17 protein-coding genes are annotated in these 19,319 nt (G+C 36.9%); all 17 read right to left on the bottom strand.

What is annotated here, in order from left to right; genetic code table 11:
• Nucleotides 1-2: 2 nt before the first annotated feature.
• The 17 genes from BF9343_RS08925 to aepX all read right to left on the bottom strand — a co-directional run bounded on the left by BF9343_RS08925 (nt 3) and on the right by aepX (nt 19,307).
• Complete coding sequence (locus tag BF9343_RS08925; RefSeq protein ID WP_005786859.1) at nt 3-1,010, bottom strand: NAD-dependent epimerase/dehydratase family protein; 1,008 nt, start codon at nt 1,008-1,010, stop codon at nt 3-5.
• A 22-nt stretch (nt 1,011-1,032) separates the two neighbouring features.
• The gene (locus BF9343_RS08920) at nt 1,033-2,244 is read right to left on the bottom strand and encodes a glycosyltransferase family 4 protein (RefSeq protein ID WP_005776619.1); all 1,212 of its coding nucleotides are present in this window, start codon (nt 2,242-2,244) and stop codon (nt 1,033-1,035) included.
• On the bottom strand, nt 2,241-3,104 hold the full coding sequence (locus tag BF9343_RS08915) for a dTDP-4-dehydrorhamnose reductase family protein (protein ID WP_010992747.1): 864 nt from the start codon (nt 3,102-3,104) through the stop codon (nt 2,241-2,243). The genes BF9343_RS08920 and BF9343_RS08915 overlap by 4 nt, the downstream gene beginning before the upstream one ends.
• 20 nt (nt 3,105-3,124) lie before the next feature.
• Nucleotides 3,125-4,255 carry a non-hydrolyzing UDP-N-acetylglucosamine 2-epimerase gene (gene wecB, locus BF9343_RS08910; RefSeq protein ID WP_005817161.1) on the bottom strand — a complete coding sequence of 377 codons (1,131 nt, stop codon included), beginning with the start codon at nt 4,253-4,255 and terminating at the stop codon, nt 3,125-3,127.
• A complete protein-coding gene (locus BF9343_RS08905; RefSeq protein WP_005817159.1) occupies nt 4,243-5,259 on the bottom strand; it encodes a polysaccharide biosynthesis protein in 1,017 nt (338 codons plus the stop codon). The genes wecB and BF9343_RS08905 overlap by 13 nt, the downstream gene beginning before the upstream one ends.
• Nucleotides 5,252-6,367, bottom strand: a complete 1,116-nt coding sequence (locus tag BF9343_RS08900; RefSeq protein WP_010992746.1) for a glycosyltransferase family 4 protein — start codon at nt 6,365-6,367, stop codon at nt 5,252-5,254. Before BF9343_RS08900 ends, BF9343_RS08905 begins: the two co-directional genes overlap by 8 nt.
• The gene (locus BF9343_RS08895) at nt 6,339-7,469 is read right to left on the bottom strand and encodes a polymerase (RefSeq protein ID WP_005817155.1); all 1,131 of its coding nucleotides are present in this window, start codon (nt 7,467-7,469) and stop codon (nt 6,339-6,341) included. Before BF9343_RS08895 ends, BF9343_RS08900 begins: the two co-directional genes overlap by 29 nt.
• Nucleotides 7,466-8,512, bottom strand: coding sequence for a glycosyltransferase family 2 protein (locus BF9343_RS08890; RefSeq protein WP_010992745.1), 1,047 nt, complete (start codon nt 8,510-8,512; stop codon nt 7,466-7,468). Before BF9343_RS08890 ends, BF9343_RS08895 begins: the two co-directional genes overlap by 4 nt.
• A 29-nt stretch (nt 8,513-8,541) precedes the next feature.
• Complete coding sequence (locus BF9343_RS08885; protein ID WP_010992744.1) at nt 8,542-9,564, bottom strand: glycosyltransferase; 1,023 nt, start codon at nt 9,562-9,564, stop codon at nt 8,542-8,544.
• Between the two features lie 283 nt (nt 9,565-9,847).
• Nucleotides 9,848-11,170 carry a UDP-glucose dehydrogenase family protein gene (locus BF9343_RS08880; protein ID WP_005817149.1) on the bottom strand — a complete coding sequence of 441 codons (1,323 nt, stop codon included), beginning with the start codon at nt 11,168-11,170 and terminating at the stop codon, nt 9,848-9,850.
• A gap of 2 nt (nt 11,171-11,172) precedes the next feature.
• Nucleotides 11,173-12,225, bottom strand: coding sequence for an NAD-dependent epimerase (locus BF9343_RS08875; RefSeq protein ID WP_005817148.1), 1,053 nt, complete (start codon nt 12,223-12,225; stop codon nt 11,173-11,175).
• A gap of 7 nt (nt 12,226-12,232) precedes the next feature.
• Complete coding sequence (locus BF9343_RS08870; RefSeq protein WP_005817145.1) at nt 12,233-13,102, bottom strand: alpha-1,2-fucosyltransferase; 870 nt, start codon at nt 13,100-13,102, stop codon at nt 12,233-12,235.
• Complete coding sequence (locus BF9343_RS08865; RefSeq protein WP_005817142.1) at nt 13,099-14,244, bottom strand: alkaline phosphatase family protein; 1,146 nt, start codon at nt 14,242-14,244, stop codon at nt 13,099-13,101. The genes BF9343_RS08870 and BF9343_RS08865 overlap by 4 nt, the downstream gene beginning before the upstream one ends.
• 3 nt (nt 14,245-14,247) lie before the next feature.
• Nucleotides 14,248-15,741 (bottom strand): oligosaccharide flippase family protein, encoded by a 1,494-nt coding sequence (locus BF9343_RS08860; protein WP_005817140.1) that lies wholly within the window; start codon nt 15,739-15,741, stop codon nt 14,248-14,250.
• 19 nt (nt 15,742-15,760) lie between these two features.
• Nucleotides 15,761-16,861 carry a 2-aminoethylphosphonate aminotransferase gene (locus BF9343_RS08855; RefSeq protein ID WP_010992743.1) on the bottom strand — a complete coding sequence of 367 codons (1,101 nt, stop codon included), beginning with the start codon at nt 16,859-16,861 and terminating at the stop codon, nt 15,761-15,763.
• A complete protein-coding gene (gene aepY, locus BF9343_RS08850; protein WP_005817136.1) occupies nt 16,858-17,994 on the bottom strand; it encodes a phosphonopyruvate decarboxylase in 1,137 nt (378 codons plus the stop codon). The genes BF9343_RS08855 and aepY overlap by 4 nt, the downstream gene beginning before the upstream one ends.
• Before the next feature lie 11 nt (nt 17,995-18,005).
• The gene (gene aepX, locus BF9343_RS08845) at nt 18,006-19,307 is read right to left on the bottom strand and encodes a phosphoenolpyruvate mutase (protein ID WP_005817134.1); all 1,302 of its coding nucleotides are present in this window, start codon (nt 19,305-19,307) and stop codon (nt 18,006-18,008) included.
• Nucleotides 19,308-19,319: the final 12 nt, after the last annotated feature.

Here is a 19,319-nt window from a genome sequence, read left to right as displayed (position 1 = left end):
ACTTATTTAGTTTCTTCAAATGAACGAATGGTTTTAATCAACCCCTCTTTAGCTGTCACAGGCATTTTATCAATCCCGAGAGCAGCTTTGATCTTAGCATTACTTACCACATAATTCTCTGTCAGTTTACGAAGCCTTTCCGTATTCAGTGGCAAATGGAGTAAAGTTCCCAGTCCGGCACATCCTTCCATAAAGCCCTTATTCATCTTCCAGATATGGGGCTGTTTTCCCATTGCCTCACACATGATGGCAATCAACTCATTTGTTGATAAAGCTTCATCATCCCCCATGTGATAAATGCCCGTAGGTACCTCTTTAGTCAATAATCCCTCAATCACATAGCATAGGTTATCAATTGAAGTAAACGAACGACGATTTTCGAAGTCACCCAATGGCCAGGGAATTCCTTTCTTCACCACATTATACAATAGATTCAGATTTCCTTTATTCCCCGGACCATGAATCATACAAGGTCTTAATATATAAACCTGTTTTTCTGTAACCGAAGTCATCTCCCGAAAAGGAGAACACTCGCAGGAGGAGACAGTGGGAAATGCAAAATGTTCCTTTATATACTCTTCAGCTCTTATTTTACTTTCCCCATAAGGACCAATAGGAGCCGGAATAACATCCTCAGTAAGCATATCTCCCACTACACTATCAGCCGCAGCTTTTACTGAACTAAAAAATATGAATTTCTTCGCAGAAGACTCCAAAAAGAAATCAAATATCTTTTGAGTCAGACCGGTATTAATATCAAAATAAGACTGAGCAGCTGATTGTTTTTTCGTATCATGAGCCTTTCCGGCAAGATGAATGATTGCATCAAATTGGGGGAGAGTTTGTAATGGGAATGACTCTGGATCAATATCTTTCCAACAAAATGTTTTCAGTACACCTTCTCTTGTCGGACGCACGATATCAAGTCCGTAAAGGTTGTGTTTAATTTTTAAATTATTAATCAGATTAGTGCCTACAAATCCATAAGCCCCTGTAATAAGAATATTCATTTAATTCCATTATTAAAATAAATCACTCAGATTGAAAAACTTCTATTAAATTATCAATTATCTTTTTCTTTGCAAAAGATAATTGATAATATTCCTTCCCGGCTCTCCCTTTTTCATACAGCATATTTTTATCCATTCGAGATAATCTTTTCACATTGTTTGCCAACGATTCAAAATCTCCGGCATTAGCTGTAAAGCCGCAGTTTGCCTCCTTTATTATTTCATTACCAATACCATTTATCATAGAAATAATAGGTTTTCCAAAAGCCATATAAGATTGTATCTTTGATGGAATAGTTAAAGAGAAAATATTCTGGTCTTTTAAAGAGACAAGCATTACATCTGCATGAATAAACAGATCCGGCATGTCTTCCAAAGGATAGCGTCCTAATAAAAAAACAGTATCACATAAATTCAACTCTTTAACTTGCTGCTCTACAAACTCTTTTTTTCGTCCATCGCCAACAATTACCCACTTAATATCTTTATACTCTTTGGTCCGAATGGCAGCTTTCAATATTGAATCAAAATCTTGGGCCTCTCCTATATTACCAGCAAACATTACAACAAATCCATCAGGGATCAACGACTTAAAATGTTCCTTATTAATCAAAGAATCATCAGTGAACAAATCTTCAGCCCAGTTAGGAATATAACTAATTTTATGCTTATAATCTCCTTTTTGCAGTATGGACTGACTAAAGGCTTCCGACTGTATACAAATCCCATCGACTTTTTGATAGATACTTTGTACCATCTTAGTTAACATTCGATATACTAAACCAGAATTCATCTTACCCGCAGCGGACACACTTTCAGGCCACAAATCCTGAACCCAAAGATAAGCACGACTACCAAACAGCTTTTTGTGAAGTAGAGCTGCATACACCTGAGTAATAGGAGAAATTGCAAATGTTAAAGAAACATCAAACTTTCGCTTATGAAAAAGTATATATAAACAAGAAAACAATACAAAAGACAAATAATTCAATGCCAAACGCAACCCTGAACCTTTACCACGAGGTATTAACGGAACACGAATCAGTTCAATACCTTTATAATATTCTTTTTTATAGCCCCAAAAACTATATCCCTTATAAATAGCCCCTTGAGGATAATTAGGTTTTCCTGTTAAGACTGTCACTTCGTTACCCCGTAATACAAGCTCTTGCGCCAAATCATTAACACGAAATGTCTCTGGCCAGAAGTATTGGGAAACCAATAATATTTTCATAAATATAGAGTTCGGTATAGCTCCTGTTTATTCTGCATCCAATCATATTGTTCCCGAAGCATCTCTTCATATCCGGGTACAACATAACTAAATCTTGCGGACTTTGCGATCGACTTGTCTATTCCATTTCCATCAAATGGCAGGATCTCAACATCTTGTTTGTGCCATATACGGGAAAACAGATGTAACAAATCAAATTTACTTATACCAAGGCCATTACTCAGTTGTATTAAACCGGTTACTCCCTGATCGATGGCCACATCAATGGCTTTCGCCAATTCCAGAGTGGTCACACCTCCCCAAATAGCAGTCTGGAAACCATTCACACAACCATGCTGATGCATAAACCAATGAAACAAGCCTTCGCCATTCTCCTTCAATTCAGGACCTATGATAGAAGTACGGATTGTCAGATCTTTGTCATTGATTATCTCACCGAGTGCTTTGCTACGACCATAAACATCGTCAGCATCCCGGAAATCAGTTTCTGAATAGTTACCTTTTTTACCGGAGAAAACACAATCCGTACTGATATGAATCAACTTTGCTCCCACTTCATCCGATAGTTTCTTGAGCAAATGAGGGAACCATGCATTTATCAGAATAGCATTGTCCGGATGTTCTCTGGAACCTCTTATCAATACGCCAATACAATTCAGGATAAAATCAGGACGGACTTCACGAACGAGCCGACTGACAGCATCCCCATCCGTCACATCCACAACAATACTATCATCAGTCAATTGGGTACGATAAACTACATTCACAAGATCGTATTTCCCCGTACATTGCAGATAATAATAAGCCATATGCCCGGCCATACCTGTGGCGCCGAACAACAGAATCTTCTTTTTAACCATAAAAAAATAAAAAACAGGAACTAGATTTCTTTATGCCAAACCGTACGGTTGATATAATCTGTATAGGAAAGAATGATACGGACTACTTTTTTAGATACATTATCCGAAGCATAATCAGGAATAGAGTGAATTACGTCTGCACCTTCTGCATACTGGGAAGTTACAATTTCGATAGACTCCAGAATACGGTCACTATTCAATCCGGTCATGATCAGCGTCCCTTCATCCATACCTTCAGGTCGCTCGTGTGCCTGACGGATAGTTATAGCCGGAAAATGAAGAATAGAAGATTCCTCCGTGATCGTACCACTGTCAGAAATAACACAAAAAGCATTCTGTTGAAGTTTGATATACTCCATGAAACCAAAAGGTTTCATAAACTCAATCATCGGATTGGAATTAATAAAGCCAATAGATTCCAACTTTTTGCGGGTACGGGGGTGGGTGGAAACAATCACCTTTTTATGATATTTGTCCACAATGGCGTTCAGAGAAGAAAGCAGGTCGGAAAAGTTCTTCTCGGAATCCACATTTTCCTCACGATGCGTACTTACAATAAAGTAATCACCTTTTTTCAACCCCTCTTTTTCTAAAACATCATTCTCTTCTATTTCCGCCTTATGATAGATCAAAACCTCTGTCATTGGCGATCCGATTTTGATCACGGTCTCCGGACGTAACCCTTCAGCCAGCAAGTATTTACGTGCATGCTCTGAAAGAGGCATATTGATATCACTCAAATGATCCACAATCTTACGATTGATCTCTTCAGGAACACGCTGGTCAAAACAGCGGTTACCAGCCTCCATATGAAAAATAGGAATCTTACGCCGTTTTGCGGAAATCACGGAAATACAGCTATTAGTATCACCATACAACAATAAAGCATCCGGTTTCACTTGGTCCATCAATTCATCCGATTTACGGATTACATTGGCTATCGTCTCTGCGGCATTCTTTCCGGCAGCATCCAGAAAATAGTCCGGCTTACGGATGCGAAGTTCCTGAAAAAAGATTTCATTCAGTTCATAATCGAAATTCTGACCGGTATGAACCATAATATGTTCAGTGTATTTGTCCAACTCAGCCATCACACGACTCAACTTTATGATCTCAGGACGAGTTCCGACAATCGTCATTACTTTAAGCATACATCCTCCTTTATCATATCAAGTTTCAATAACAACTGTTTCATTCCGTCCACATCCAAACGATGGGTATTATGTGAATGGTAGTCCTCGAATTTAGAGACCTTCTCTTGTCCTTCCACAAAATATTTATCATAATTAAGATCACGGGCATCACAAGGTATCCGATAATAATTACCCATATCTTCCGCCTTGGCCATTTCCTCACGAGTCACTAATGATTCATAAAGTTTCTCACCATGACGTGTACCGATAACACGTACGGGGGTATCCATTTTGTAAATTTCCTTTAAAGAACGGGCTAGCGTATCAAGAGTAGCTGCAGGTGCTTTTTGGACAAACAAGTCGCCATTATGCCCATGCTGAAAAGCATAAATCACCAGATCAACTGCATCATCCAGTGTCATCATAAAACGAGTCATGTTCGGATCGGTTATTGTGATATCCTTGCCGGCCTTCATTTGCTCCACCCACAAAGGGATCACTGATCCGCGGCTTGCCATCACATTGCCATAACGGGTACAGCAGATGGTAGTTTGACCACCCTCTCCCATTTGACGTCCTTTAGCAATAGCGACCTTTTCCATCATGGCCTTACTGATCCCCATGGCATTGATAGGATAACAAGCCTTATCCGTCGAGAGCACAACTACATTCTTGACTCCATGCTCAATGGCTGAATCAAGCACATTCTCAGTACCTAATACATTTGTCCGAACAGCTTGAACAGGGAAAAACTCACAAGAGGGAACCTGTTTCAGTGCAGCAGCATGGAAAATATAGTCCACCCCATTCATCACTCCATCCACAGAACGTTTATCACGTACATCACCAATGTAGAATTTCACCTTCTTATTTTGAAGGCGATGGCGCATATCGTCTTGCTTCTTTTCATCACGGGAAAAAATACGAACCTCTTTGATATCGGAATCCAAAAATCTTTTCAATACAGCATTACCGAAAGAACCTGTTCCACCGGTAATTAAAAGGGTTTTGTCTTTAAACATCTTTTTTCTCAGTATATTTACTTATATATATTTTTTGATAATCTTCAGACATTCTTTTAGCAGTATAATATTTCTCAAAATATCGAGCTACATTTAATTTCGTATTTTTTGAAATCTGCTCCAAAAAACACAAAGCTTTATATTGAAAATCATCACCATCATCTGTTTCAAAATCTAAACCTATAAACTCTTCTGAACCAGATAAGACTTCTCTATGTGAAGGAATATTTGAAACTAAACAAGGCAATCCAACAGATAAAGCTTCTAAAAAAGTATTCGCTAGTCCTTCTACAACAGAAGCAGAAATATAAAAATCCGATGCTACAAGATAATCAAAAACATTAGTTTTAAAACCTAAAACACGAATACGTTCAGAATTGAAAGGCAATATTTGGGATAACAATGGGCCATCACCTAGTATTATCAATCCATATTCTTTAGGAAATGACTTTATAAAATTTTCAATGAGAAACATAGGTCTTTTTTCCACAGACAAGCGACCTATAAAAATAAAATACTGCATCTTTAAATCTAAAGATAATTTAGACTTTAAAACATTCTTCTCAAATACCGATATCTTAGCTTTCGCCTCAACACCATTAGGTACAGACAAGCAATGTGATGTTATACTATCAATAATTTCCCTTCTTAAAAAATCTGCACAAGCTATATTTACATCTGTTCTTTTTATTAAAAATCGACTCAATATATTTAATCCCTTTCCCCTCAATTTGCCTTGAATAGCCAACGTTTGATAACCTGGGAAAATATGAATTGTATAGAATTTCAAACTATTTGAATTTATTAAAAAAATAAATAGTAATGAACGTAAACAATGAGCATGTATAATATCAAACTTATATGAATTCATAAAATTAAAATATTGACAAAATGATTGACAAATATTTTTATAGTGCAATTCTACTACATTCAATCCTACAAGTGCTTTAAATTCTTCTTTACGTGATTTATTCTTTGAATGCCCTAATGATAAAATAGTTACATCCATCTTTTCCCGATCTAAATATTTTATAATATTAAATAGGACATTAACGGGGCCAGAATTTTCTAAAGAAGAACTAAGAAATAATATTTTTATCTTTTTCATAATAAGTAGAATAATAAACAATAATTGCAGCAATTATATATAAATGTGGAATAAAAATTGTAGTAGAAGACATTACTTGAACAAAAAAAGGTACGAAAACAAATAAAAACTGTCCTCTAGAAACCTTTATGAAAAAAAGAAATTGAAACAGTAATAAAAGTAGTCCAAGAAATCCCATTTCTACTAAAAACACCAAAAGATAATTATGGGCATATATTGAAAAAACATTCATACTATTATAATTTCCAATTCCATATAAAAATGGAAGAAGATCAATATGCTTATAATATTCTAATATTTCCGCAAACACACTTAATTTCATTGCTGTACTGGGATCACTTTCCAAATTAGATATTAAGGTAGGCATAACAGCAATAGTAATAACCAATACTAAAAAAAACAAGAATATCTGTATTTTCTTAGACATTCTCCCAATACAATACATATAAAGCCAGCCCAAAGGAATAGAAATCAATGCAGCTCTTGAGAAAGTCAATATAATAAGAACTAATAAACAACTCTTTTCTATTAACATATTCTTTTTATGCAGTAAAGACCACCAGACAACAAAAAAGTAAACAATTATTATATGAATTGCCAATCCATTCGTTTCAGAATACATCAGTCCTCCACCTTTAAACAAATAAAACCATCTATCTGCACCTACAACAACTTCATCAACTCCTTTAGGTAATGACGGATGACTCATTCTCCATAAACATTCTATTATAAATACACCTAATGAAATATAGATAAATTTATTAATTAAATTATCTATATTTCTTTTATTTAATATCGACAAATAAAATAATGCAACAACAAAATACAATGGAGCTAAAAAAGGACTTACTAAAGCACGAAAAGGCACTTCTAATAATAACTGAAATAATAACAAATATGAACTAAGTAACAATGGAAATATCGAAACCCTATTTATCGATTTTATTTTAAATTCATTACGCTTAACGCACCATAAGGCCAATAAAGATGACAAACAAAAAAAAATAACAGTAGGGGGTATAGGTAAGATAGTATGAGTAATAACGCTACAAAATGCAATTAGCGAATATGCACCGATATATGTTATATTCGAATAAGTCATTTTCTATATACTTGTTTATACTCTCCATTTAATAGAATTCGTCTAAAATATCTACCTCCCCATATTACACGAACTAATATTATAGAAAAAAAGGAAATATTAGAGAAACATATAGATAAAAGTAATCGTCGCCAATAAGGTAAAAATTTTACAGCTTTTTTATTCTCCCAATATCGTTCAGCCAAAACTGTAAGTTCTTTCAACATCTTCTTATCCCCTCCCATTATCAAAATTGCATAATATTGATTTAAGACAAAAACTGATAATGCTAATTTGAACCTTTCATCTTGCACATATGAGATAGGAGAAAAGTAAGAGAGAACTTTTTTTACAAATAAAACACGTGACAGCACAGCCTTTTTTGATGGCTTATTCATTACAGAACCCTCTCTTTGACAATATATATAAATCGGTTTATCTATAAAGGATATAGATTTTATCCGAGAAACCAATTGTAGAGTTAAAAAAGCATCCTCACCTATTTCTAAATCATGAGTGTTTTCTAAAGTTAAATACATTTGCTTATTTATTAATTTTCCTCCTAATGACATTGGGAGCTTATCCATTAAGCAATAAATAGACAAATTGTTTTCTAATTTATCTTGTGGATATTCAAAAGGTAAAGATATTAATCTACCAGAATAATCATAAGCTAATGCAGCCATAACCATTTCAACACTATTGGCATTATAGCTATTTACCAAAAGCTCTATAGCATCGGGAGTTATATAATCATCTGCATCTAAGAAGAAAAGGAATTTACCATGACAATATTTGACGCCAACATCTCTGGCTATTGACACCCCCCGATTATCTTGTTTTATAAGAAACATTTCTTTAAAAGTACGATATTTTTGTAATATATCAATCGTACATTGATCGGTACATCCATCATCTACCAATATTATCTCACATCTCTTATAAGTTTGCTCCAAACAACTACTAATACATTTTTCTAGATAAATACCAACATTGTAAACTGGAATAATAATAGAAACTATCGGCAAAGATTCCCCTAATACGTTTTCATTGTTTTTTAACATAGATTCAACTACTTAAATTAAAACACTAATCAATGTAACATTATATTCAAAGAGCATAATGGAAACTTTCGCATAAAAAATGAACTTGCAACTAATAAGCACATCTGTTTCAACGAAAATTCCGAATAAAATACACATACATATTTTATAAGAAGAATTATCTTTTCTAAACGGGGTAATGACATACAATACATAAATAGTATATTAACATATATTTTATGAGTAGAGCTTTCTTCTTTGAATTCACTTATTCTATTTATCAAATTACATACATCGGTTTTTGTTATCTTTCGAGGTAAATCAATAGAATATTTATTTAGAAAAAACGATATATTATTTCTTCTTACAAGTAAAGAGTTATAAATTTGTTGTTGTTGTTTTATGCTTGATATCTGAGAAGTAGTAACCCTATAATAAATCAAATAAACAGACAAATTATCTATATATCCACCTTTTTCAAACAGAATGCGACTCCATAACTCATAATCTTGAGCACAAGAGAAATCTTCATTGTAAGACAGTCCATTTAATTGTAAAAATTCTTTCCTGATCATCACAGAAGGATGAAACAGTGGAGAATCGCACATTGCACATGCAATGATGTTATTATATCCAGTTTTTAATGAAGCACTACTAATAACCTGTCCTTCTTTATCTATTATTTTAGCCCATGTACCTAAAACTGCTATATTAGTATTTCTATCTAAGTATTCAACCTGCATAATAAATCTATCCGGTAATGAAATATCATCTGCATCCATACGAGCTAAATACTCACCTTTAGCTACACAAATCTGACGATTCAAAGTGGCTGCTAAACCTATATTTTTTTCATTTCGTTGATATTGTATACGACTATCTTTTCTTGCTATTTCTAAAACTAACTTATCTAAAATAAAATCTTCTGGATTATCATTATATATTAAAAATTCAAAATCTCCAAAACTTTGATTTAAAATACTATCAATAGCTTGTCTTACATAAAGAGAATTCTCTTTATATATAGACATCAATACGCTAATCTTTGGATTTCGGTTATTTATTGTTGACATTTTTAGCTATAAATAAGAATATCAATAAAACAAAAAATCATAAAAAAGACAAAACAACATACTCAATTAAGATAGCCCCATTATTTTATGACAATATTCACAATTATATAAAGATAGGTTAGCTTATAAGAAATGGAATATTAACATGATTGCATTTCTTATCTAATATTATACAATCACCTGCTACTTCTTCCCCTAAAATATAAAAAAGCAAAATATCTATATAAATTAATTATTAAACTGTACTAATATAATATTCAGATTAAGAAACTTACAAATTATATCATATTGCTTCAACTCCTATACAAGTATATTCAACCCCCACACTTTGCAACTCTTGTCTATCATAAATATTCCTGCCATCGATAATCAAAGCACGATTCATCGTCTTTTTCAATACACCCCAGCTAGGCATACGAAACTCTTTCCACTCTGTAACCAGTAACAAGGCATCCGCATCAAGAACCGCATCATACATATCATTGGCATACTCTATGCTGTCCCCTATCCGCCGTTTACATTCTTCAACAGCAATAGGATCATAAGCTTTAACAAGACCGCCACAAGACAATATCTTATCTATTAGAACCAGAGCAGGAGCCTCGCGCATGTCATCCGTTTCCGGTTTAAAAGACAGCCCCCACAACGCAATACGCTTTCCCGAAAGATTTCCATCAAAATATCTGATCAACTTATTAAAAAGAATACTTTTCTGAGAATTATTAACTTCTTCAACAGCCTTAAGCACACGCATGGAATACCCATTCTTATCGGCCGTTTTTATCAGGGCTTTTACATCCTTAGGAAAACAAGAACCACCATATCCACAACCCGGATATAGGAATTTACTACCTATTCGGGAATCAGCACCGATCCCCTTACGGACCATATTTACATTTGCACCAACCAACTCACAAAGATTCGCAATATCGTTCATAAAACTAATACGAGTGGCCAACATAGAGTTTGCCGCATATTTTATCATCTCGGCAGAAGGGATATCAGTAAAGATCAAACGATAATTATTCATCATGAACGGTTTATACAAACGCTCCATGATAGATTTAGCTCTCTCAGACTCAACTCCCACAACTACCCGATCCGGCTTCATGAAGTCATCAACGGCATCTCCCTCTTTCAGAAATTCAGGATTGGAGGCCACGTCAAATTCAAGATTCAAACCGCGTTTATCCAATTCACCCCGGATCGTAGCTTTCACCTGTTGCGCTGTGCCGACAGGAACAGTACTCTTCGTTACCACCAGTACATAATGGTTCATCGTTTTACCAATCGTACGGGCAACTTCAAGCACATACTTTAAATCCGCACTGCCATCTTCATCAGGAGGAGTACCAACTGCACTAAACACAACCTCAACATCATTCAAACATGAGGCTAAGGAAGTAGTGAACTTCAAACGCCCCGCATTGTAATTGCGGTGCACCATGTCTTCAAGTCCCGGCTCATAGATCGGAATTATGCCTTTTTTAAGATTATCAATTTTAGATTCAATCACATCAACGCATGTGACGTCTACTCCCATCTCAGAGAAACAGGTACCTGTAACCAAACCGACGTAACCTGTACCAACTATAGCAATCTTCATAATTATAGATTATAAAATTCTTTATACCAACTTATTGTTTTCTTAACGCCCGCCTCCAAGGACGTATTGGGTTGAAAACCAATTTCCCGCGAAAGAGAAGAAGTATCCGCATAGGTCTGATACACATCCCCGGGCTGCATCGGAAGATAGATCTTGTCAGCTTCCCTCCCGATTGACATTTCTATAGCACGTATAAAATCCATCAATTTTACAGGACGGGAATTACCAATATTATAAATCTTATAGGGAGCACAGGACATGCTTGGATCCGCAACCTCAGCATCCCAGCACTGATTCCCTTCCGGAATAGAATCAGCCACTCTCAAGACACCTTCCACAATGTCATCTATATATGTAAAATCACGAAGCATGTTGCCATTGTTAAAGACCTTGATGGGGCGACCATGCAAGATAGCATCCGCAAATAGAAAAGGAGACATATCCGGTCTACCCCAGGGACCATATACCGTGAAGAAACGAAGACCCGTAGAAGGTATATTATATAAATGGCTATAAGTATGTGCCATAAGTTCATTCGACTTCTTGGTTGCGGCATACAGACTCACCGGATGGGCTATGCCATCTTTCTCTGAAAAAGGAACCTGTCCATTCAAACCATATACACTACTGGAACTGGCATAAACCAAATGTTTCACCTGACTGTGACGACAACCCTCGAGAACATTCAGAAAACCGTCTATATTACTTTCAACATAAGCATATGGATTCTCAATGGAGTAGCGCACTCCCGCTTGTGCGGCCAAATTGATTACTACATCAAAATTTCCATTAGCAAACAGCATTTGCATAGCCTGCCTATCCTCGAGGTTCATCCGCACAAAACTAAATCGAGGATAAACATTACTCCGTGTGAACTTATACCATGACAGTTCAGATTGAGGAACACCTAAGCTCGAAAGGCGTCCATACTTTAAATTAATATCATAATACGAATTAATATTATCCAAGCCCACAACTTCATCCCCACGTTGCAAAAGACGCTTACAAACATGCGAACCTATAAATCCGGCAGCACCGGTTACTAACACATTCATTAAGATTTTATCTTACATTCAATTTAAACCAAGATTCTGGTACAGAATCCTTATTTATAAAATTACCTGGAGCAATCACCAGCTTATCATCATATTTCGAAAGCCATGCTCCCCACCAGTAAAAAGAGCTATTCGATATTATATAATTACGAAAATGCATCATTAGAAACATATCATCTATAGTACCACTATCATCCTCCTTTTTACTTATCAAACGAACAGGATATTTTCCCGCTAGATGTTTTTCAACCCATTCTAAATCTTGTGAAAAACAAAAGAAAACAGGAGAAGTAACTTTTGATGCCATAATATCCATAGCACATTTATAGTAATCATCTTCTAACACTCCACCAGGAGCTACATCACTTTCCTGATACCGTCTAACCCCAATCATTATGGCATTCTTATCTAGCAATTTTATTTCTTCCAATTCCAAATACGATGTGTATTCTAATTTTTTTTGTATTACAAAGTCCTCTTTTATCTCTTGTTTATAATCAAGAAAATATTTTTCTGACTGCCAATATCCTTCCAGAAAAGCATTTGTAATCTTAGAACTAATTAACCTTGATTCAAAGTGGGGAGGGCGCTCTTCGCAAATATAACGATATGATGGATGAAGTATATGACAACCTAAATTACGACTTAGCCTTCTATAATAATTCCCATATGAAAAATCAAATGTTAATTTTTTATTTTCAGGCAAGTCTAATGCAAAATATGATAATAAAAGTTTCCTTTTATAAACTTCATCATTTGCAAAATCAGTAGTCAAATTAAAAGCGAATGGTACATTGTTTCTTAATGCCATGGCCTTCACCATAGCGTAAATAAACATTTGATTCCCCAATCCTCCTCGCAAAGATGATACAATCATTTCAATCTATTTATTAGTATATATAACCTATTTATAATTCTAACATAACAGCGGATCCACCAATTAGCTCGCTTTACCCCATTAAAATAATGCGTTTTCCGTTGTTTCATTTTCTCATACATTTTTAGAATCTCTATCTGTTTCATATAATAAGAAAACGAGGGGGAAAAACTATCTAAATATTTTTTTACCACATTTATATCGATTATTTGTCCTTTTTTATTTAAAGTTTCAAATACATTAGTCCTAATATCTATTTCATCTGAAATTACTCGCCATTGACTCACAATTTGCTCTGGAGACACCCTAAAATCAGCATGGTCCTCTATATGAAGTATATCTCTTTGACTGTCTCTAAAAAAGGAAAAACCTTGCCTAAAATCTCCACTACCAATCAAATCAACAATAGAGGCATAAAGATCCAAAATAGAAGCAAGCCTAGAATCTTTTACTATTTTCTTATTATTAATATTATGATAGAACATAAAAAGTTTAGTTCTTCCATCACTAAGTAGTTCTAGTTTATTTTTTTGCATGACAATTTCACTCTGCAAAGCATGCCCATGGTCTGAAAAGAAAAACGAATAGTCGTATTTATTTACGATATCTGGAGTTAGAAAATTATTTAAAGAATATAATATCACTTTCTGCCCTTCTTTAATTCCCAATGAGGTTCCTCCATAATCATCAATGGCAGAATGATAATCATCAATGGCAATTAAGGACAATGTATTTTCTGACAAATGAACAGTATCAGTAAAATCTTCAATAGTAGTAAATATACTAATATTTTCATTTTCTTTAAACTTAAACAACCCTGTTTCAATATCAGATTTAGTCGCACACAAATTTACTTTATATCCTAACCCTACTGCAATATCAAAAATAGTTTCTATATTAGGTTTCATAAAATATCTTGGCCATTTGACACGACTATCGCAGCCATTCAAATAGGGTAATAGGCCACTTTGCAAACAAGCTATACTTCTTGGAGTATCAGGTGCAGGTGTATAACAGTTAGTTAGAATTGTACCTCCTAAATTTTCAAAAAACAAATCCAACGATGTTTTCTCCATGTTATCATTATATAATGATAAATGATCAACACGTATCATATCTATAAAAACTAGTAGTATCTTCATCTTTTATTTACAAATAGACAATAAATTACGAAAAGTCTTTGAACATAAAAACAACAAAACAAAAAATGTTAATACAATAAAAACAATTTCCACAAAGAAAAGTAGCCAACTAGGATTAGAGAACTTGACACAAGAACCTATTAATAATGTAATAACCGTAACAAAAGATATTTTGGTTAACTCCACAAAAAGTTTCTTTCTAATATCTATTTTCGAAATATTAAGAATATCAACCATTTTAGGAAAGAAGAAAATGAATAGTGCCAATAATTCTACTAATATTCCAGATAACAATAAACCAATTATTCCACAAAATTTCGTTGTAAAAACAGCAATAGGTAAATACAACAAAGATTGGTAAAATAAAATCTTATTGCTTTTCTTTATATCTCCTAATGCAAAAAGAAACTGAAAACAGACCTTGTTTATAGAAGAAAAAAACAATAAAATAATGATAAAAAAATTAATTATTTTCCCTGAAAAATTGTTCTCACCAAGCCATAAATATATAAATTGTTCATTCAATAGATAAAAACCAATACATACTAAGAAAATAAAGGAAATCAAAAAATACACAATATTCAAAAGCTTTATTCTAATAGACTCCAACCCCTTAGCTGCTAACAAATTAGGAATAATAGGAGCAACAGAATATAAAAATCTTAAAACTAAAACTTTACCAAATTCCGGCACAGTTTGAGTAAATCTCAAATTTGCAGCGTCAATAGGAGAAACAAACTTAGCAGTCAAGAAAGAATTCATATTAGTCAACAATGTTTGTCCTGTTTTACCTAAAAAATTATATATAGAAAAAGAAAAGATCTCCTTAACATTATTTAAATCAAATACAATTTTTATTTTCTTTTTTCGAAATTTAAATATTACATAGCCAACACTACATGACAAAAAAACACCTCCTCGAACAACTGATGCAATTCCCAAAGCTATTAGACCATATCCATGGATAATAAGATAAATAGATATTAAAGTACCTAAACTATTGCCTAGAAGTACAATTAGCCCGATTGACTTACTACTAAGAAAAGCATATAATATAGAAGAAAAGGAATAATAATTAATAGTTAAAAATGTACCAACAAGCATTAAGCCAAAAGCTATTTTTAATTCATATAAATAATTAGCTTGCATTGTAAATATACTACCTATTAAAAGGTTAACTACTACTCCGATTATCAAAACAATTAATGAAAAAACAAACGTAAGACAAATACCTGAAACGGTATATAATCCTATTTTTTTATAATCATGTAATCCATAACAATATGCAACTTTTTGTTGTATCACATCTGAAAACCCAGGATTGATAAGAGTTAAAATAGACAATATATTACCAGTAGCTAGCCAGAAACCATATAAATCCTTTGGAATATATTTCAAATACAACGGAACCAAAATAATCCCAACTAAAATTGTATACAAAAATTCCAAGAGATAAAATACAAAATTCCATTTTACTACATTTTTTTTATCTTTCATATCCCAATTGACAATTTCTCTAGTATTTTAAAACAGCCTCCCTCATCACCTCAAAGAACCTCTCAATATCCTCCACATCAATCTCTCCCAACGCACAAAGCCGGAATGTATTCGTTGTGGAAATCTTACCCGGGTAGATCGTAAAGCCACGTTCATAGCAGTAATCATGAACCTTATCAAAATCCCAGAGGGGATCATCAGGATACAATACAGAAACAACAAGACCCGACTGCCATTCACGTTTGATCGCATACTGAAGACCAAGCTCTTGCAAACCTTTATGGATGGCTTCAAAGACCCTCTTGTGACGGGCGAATTTAGCCTCTTCACCTACTGCAAAATATTCATCAAGAGCCTGACGGGCAGCGTAAACGGTTTGAACAGGAGGAGTAAAATGCATCTCACCCGTCTTCTCAAAGTAATCGTATTGTAAATAGAGGTTACAATAGTAGGAGCGTTTCGGATAATCCCTTGAAGCACGTATCAGGGATTCATCACCTATGATAAAGGAAAGACCCGTCATGGCCTGAAGGCCTTTCTGAGCCGAAGCCATACAAAAGTCAACATTATCCTTCCCGATATCAAAAGGAATCATACCCAGGGAGGAAGTGGTGTCGACAACAAAAACGGCACCGTGCGAATGGGCTATTTTTCCGATCTCACGGATGGGGTTCAAGATACCCGTACCCGTTTCATGGTGCGTGGTATAGACCAAAGCGATGTCCGGATTGTCGGAAAGCGTCTTTTCGATTACCGACAGGTCGGGAAGTTCGTAAACGGAAAACTTCAAATCGATATGGGGAAGACCGTAATATTCGCAGACTTCCACCGCACGGGTGCTATAGGCACCGTTATTGACAACCAGAACTTTCTTATCCGCAGGAAGAAGAGAGTTCAGGCAGATATCGATATTGATCGTACCCGAGCCGCAAAACAGGACGGCCGTATGTTTGGAGAGGTCTCCATGCGCAACGCGGACCAGGTCGTCACGTAACTGTTTCATCATACCCGCAAACTCTTTCTCACGCGGACAGATATCGGGAACAACCTGCGCCAGCTTTACCGTATCCGTCGTGGTGGCGGGACCCGGATTCAAAAGGATCTTTCTTTCGATATTCATGAATGCGTATCTTTTAAAAATGCCATAAAATGCTCTTTATTCTCTACCGGAGTAGTCGTAGGGCGACCCAGATCATCACGTGAATCGATCCGGACCTTAATTTCAAGAAGAACCGGGCCGGACAGGCCGGACAGCTTCTCAAGCGCACACGAAAGCCCTTCCTTGTCGGAGGCAGTCAGTACATGCGCATAACCGCAACCTTTCGCTATCGAGGCGATATCCAGACGGAAACCGAGCGTGGGTTGACCGCCGACAGATTCATGGGCACCGTTGTTGAAAAGGACGTGCCTGTAATTCTTGGGAGAAAGATCGCCGATATTGCTGACAGCACCCATGTGCATGATAAAGGCACCGTCACCGTCAAGACAGTAGACACGGCGGTCAGGCTTCTCAAGGGCAATCCCCAGGGCAATGGAAGAACTGTGACCCATGGAACCCACAGTTAGGAAATCCCTTGCGTGCCCCTGCCCTTTCGATTCACGGTACTCGAAAAGCTCACGGGAGAGCTTGCCCGTGGTGGAAACCACAATGTCATTGTCCCCGAGGTGGTCGACAACCTGCATTAGCGCCTCCTCGCGGGACAGAGGATAGTCATTCAAGGCTTCCTGACGCAATTTATATTTTCCAAACGTATCTTTACGGATGACAATCGCATGGGGAATCGACCGGCTCTTCGCCGAGACAACCGCGTCATGGATCTGCGCCAGGGCCTCGTCTTCATCCGTATCCAGAATTATAAAAGGAATTTTCATGGCTTTCAGAAGATCAAGGGTAACCTCGCCCTGCTTCTTATGCTGGGGTTCGTCTTTTGTGCCGGGCTCACCGCGCCAGCCGACCAGCAAAAGAAGAGGAAGGCTGTACACTTTCTCGTCCGCAAGGGACAAGAGGGGATTCACCGTATTTCCCAGACCGGAGTTCTGCATATAAACCAAAGGAACGTTGCCAGAAGCCATATAATAACCGCAGGCAATGCCCACCGCGGAACCTTCATTGGCGGCGATGATATGCTTACCACGCGGAGCATGATCCGTGATATAGGCGCAAATATTCTTCAAAAGGGAATCGGGAACACCCGTAAAGAAGTCAACACCGTGATGAAGGAACGTATCGTATATCTTTTCTACACTTACCATAACCGTCTGATTTATTTAGTGCCCGGAATCAATTCCAGAATTTCCTTGATAGGCATACAAAGCGGACGGACCTCCTCGGCGCGCTCGTTTTCAAGGATGGTCCTGGCCACGTTCATCATGGCCGGGTAAGCGGCACGGAGAAGGTGGTTGGCGTAAATGACTACGTTGGCACCCCATTCGTGAAGTTCGGATTCGTGCACATGGTCATAAGTCGTCGGAACAACGACAATGGGAACATGGGCGTATTCTTTGCGGAAAGTCCGGCAGAACTCACGGATATCCTCACCCGACTTATCCTTGCTGTGGATCATGATGCCGTCCGCACCCGCCTGTACATAGGCATAAGCACGTTCGAGGGCGTCACTCATGGGTTTGCCGGCAATAAGGCTTTCGATACGCGCAATGATCATAAAGTCACCGGTGACCTGGGCATTCTTCCCTGCTCTGATCTTATCGCAGAAACCCTCGATACTATCCTGAGTCTGGATAGCGTCAGTACCAAAAAGGGAATTCTTCTTCAGACCGACTTTATCTTCAATGATTACCGCAGAAATGCCGTGACGTTCCAGAGTGCGCACAGTAAAGACAAAGTGTTCGATCTTGCCACCCGTGTCTCCATCAAAAATAATAGGCTTGGTGGTACATTCAAGGATATTGTTCAGGTCCTGTAAACGGGTGGTAAGGTCGACCGCTTCAATATCCGGTTTACCCTTACTCGTGGAGTCGGTCAGGCTGCTGGACCACATGCCGTCAAAGACCTCGCGCTTATCACCCTTCTGGACTTCAAGATTCTCAATAATCAGACCGCAAAGACCGTCGTGAGCCTCCAGGATACGGACCACAGGCTTGGCCTGGATCAGGCGGCGGAGGGACTTAAGACGTACGTCAGGGGTAGTCCCGATCGCCTTGATATCCTTGTCGAGCGAGGAGGAGTTGATGCCCCGGGTATAAGGGATCTCGATTACCTTGCCCCCCTGGGCGTTCATCACCTCAAAAACCTGTTCGCGCACCTCGCGCAACGGACCCGTTTTCCAGTCGTCACCGTGGATGATATAGTCAGGCTTGAGTTTTTCCAGATTCGGAACATAGCTCCAATCCTCCTGGGGAACAACCTCGCAAACCCCCTTGATATTCTCAACAACCTCCTTACGCTGATCATAGGTAAGGTAAGGGAGGCGTTTGTGTTCGGCGATGGCCTTGTCCGTCAGCAGACCGACGATGACATCACCGTATTTAGTAGCTTCATGAATAATATGGATCAGCCCCGGATGCATGATATCCGCGGTCATACCGACATAGATTTTCTTGTTCATATATGGAAAAGA

This window comes from Bacteroides fragilis NCTC 9343 (genome assembly GCF_000025985.1).
Classification (GTDB): domain Bacteria; phylum Bacteroidota; class Bacteroidia; order Bacteroidales; family Bacteroidaceae; genus Bacteroides; species Bacteroides fragilis.
The sequence above is the reverse complement of the archived record's forward strand: the minus strand, read 5'-3'. Positions and strand labels throughout refer to the sequence as shown.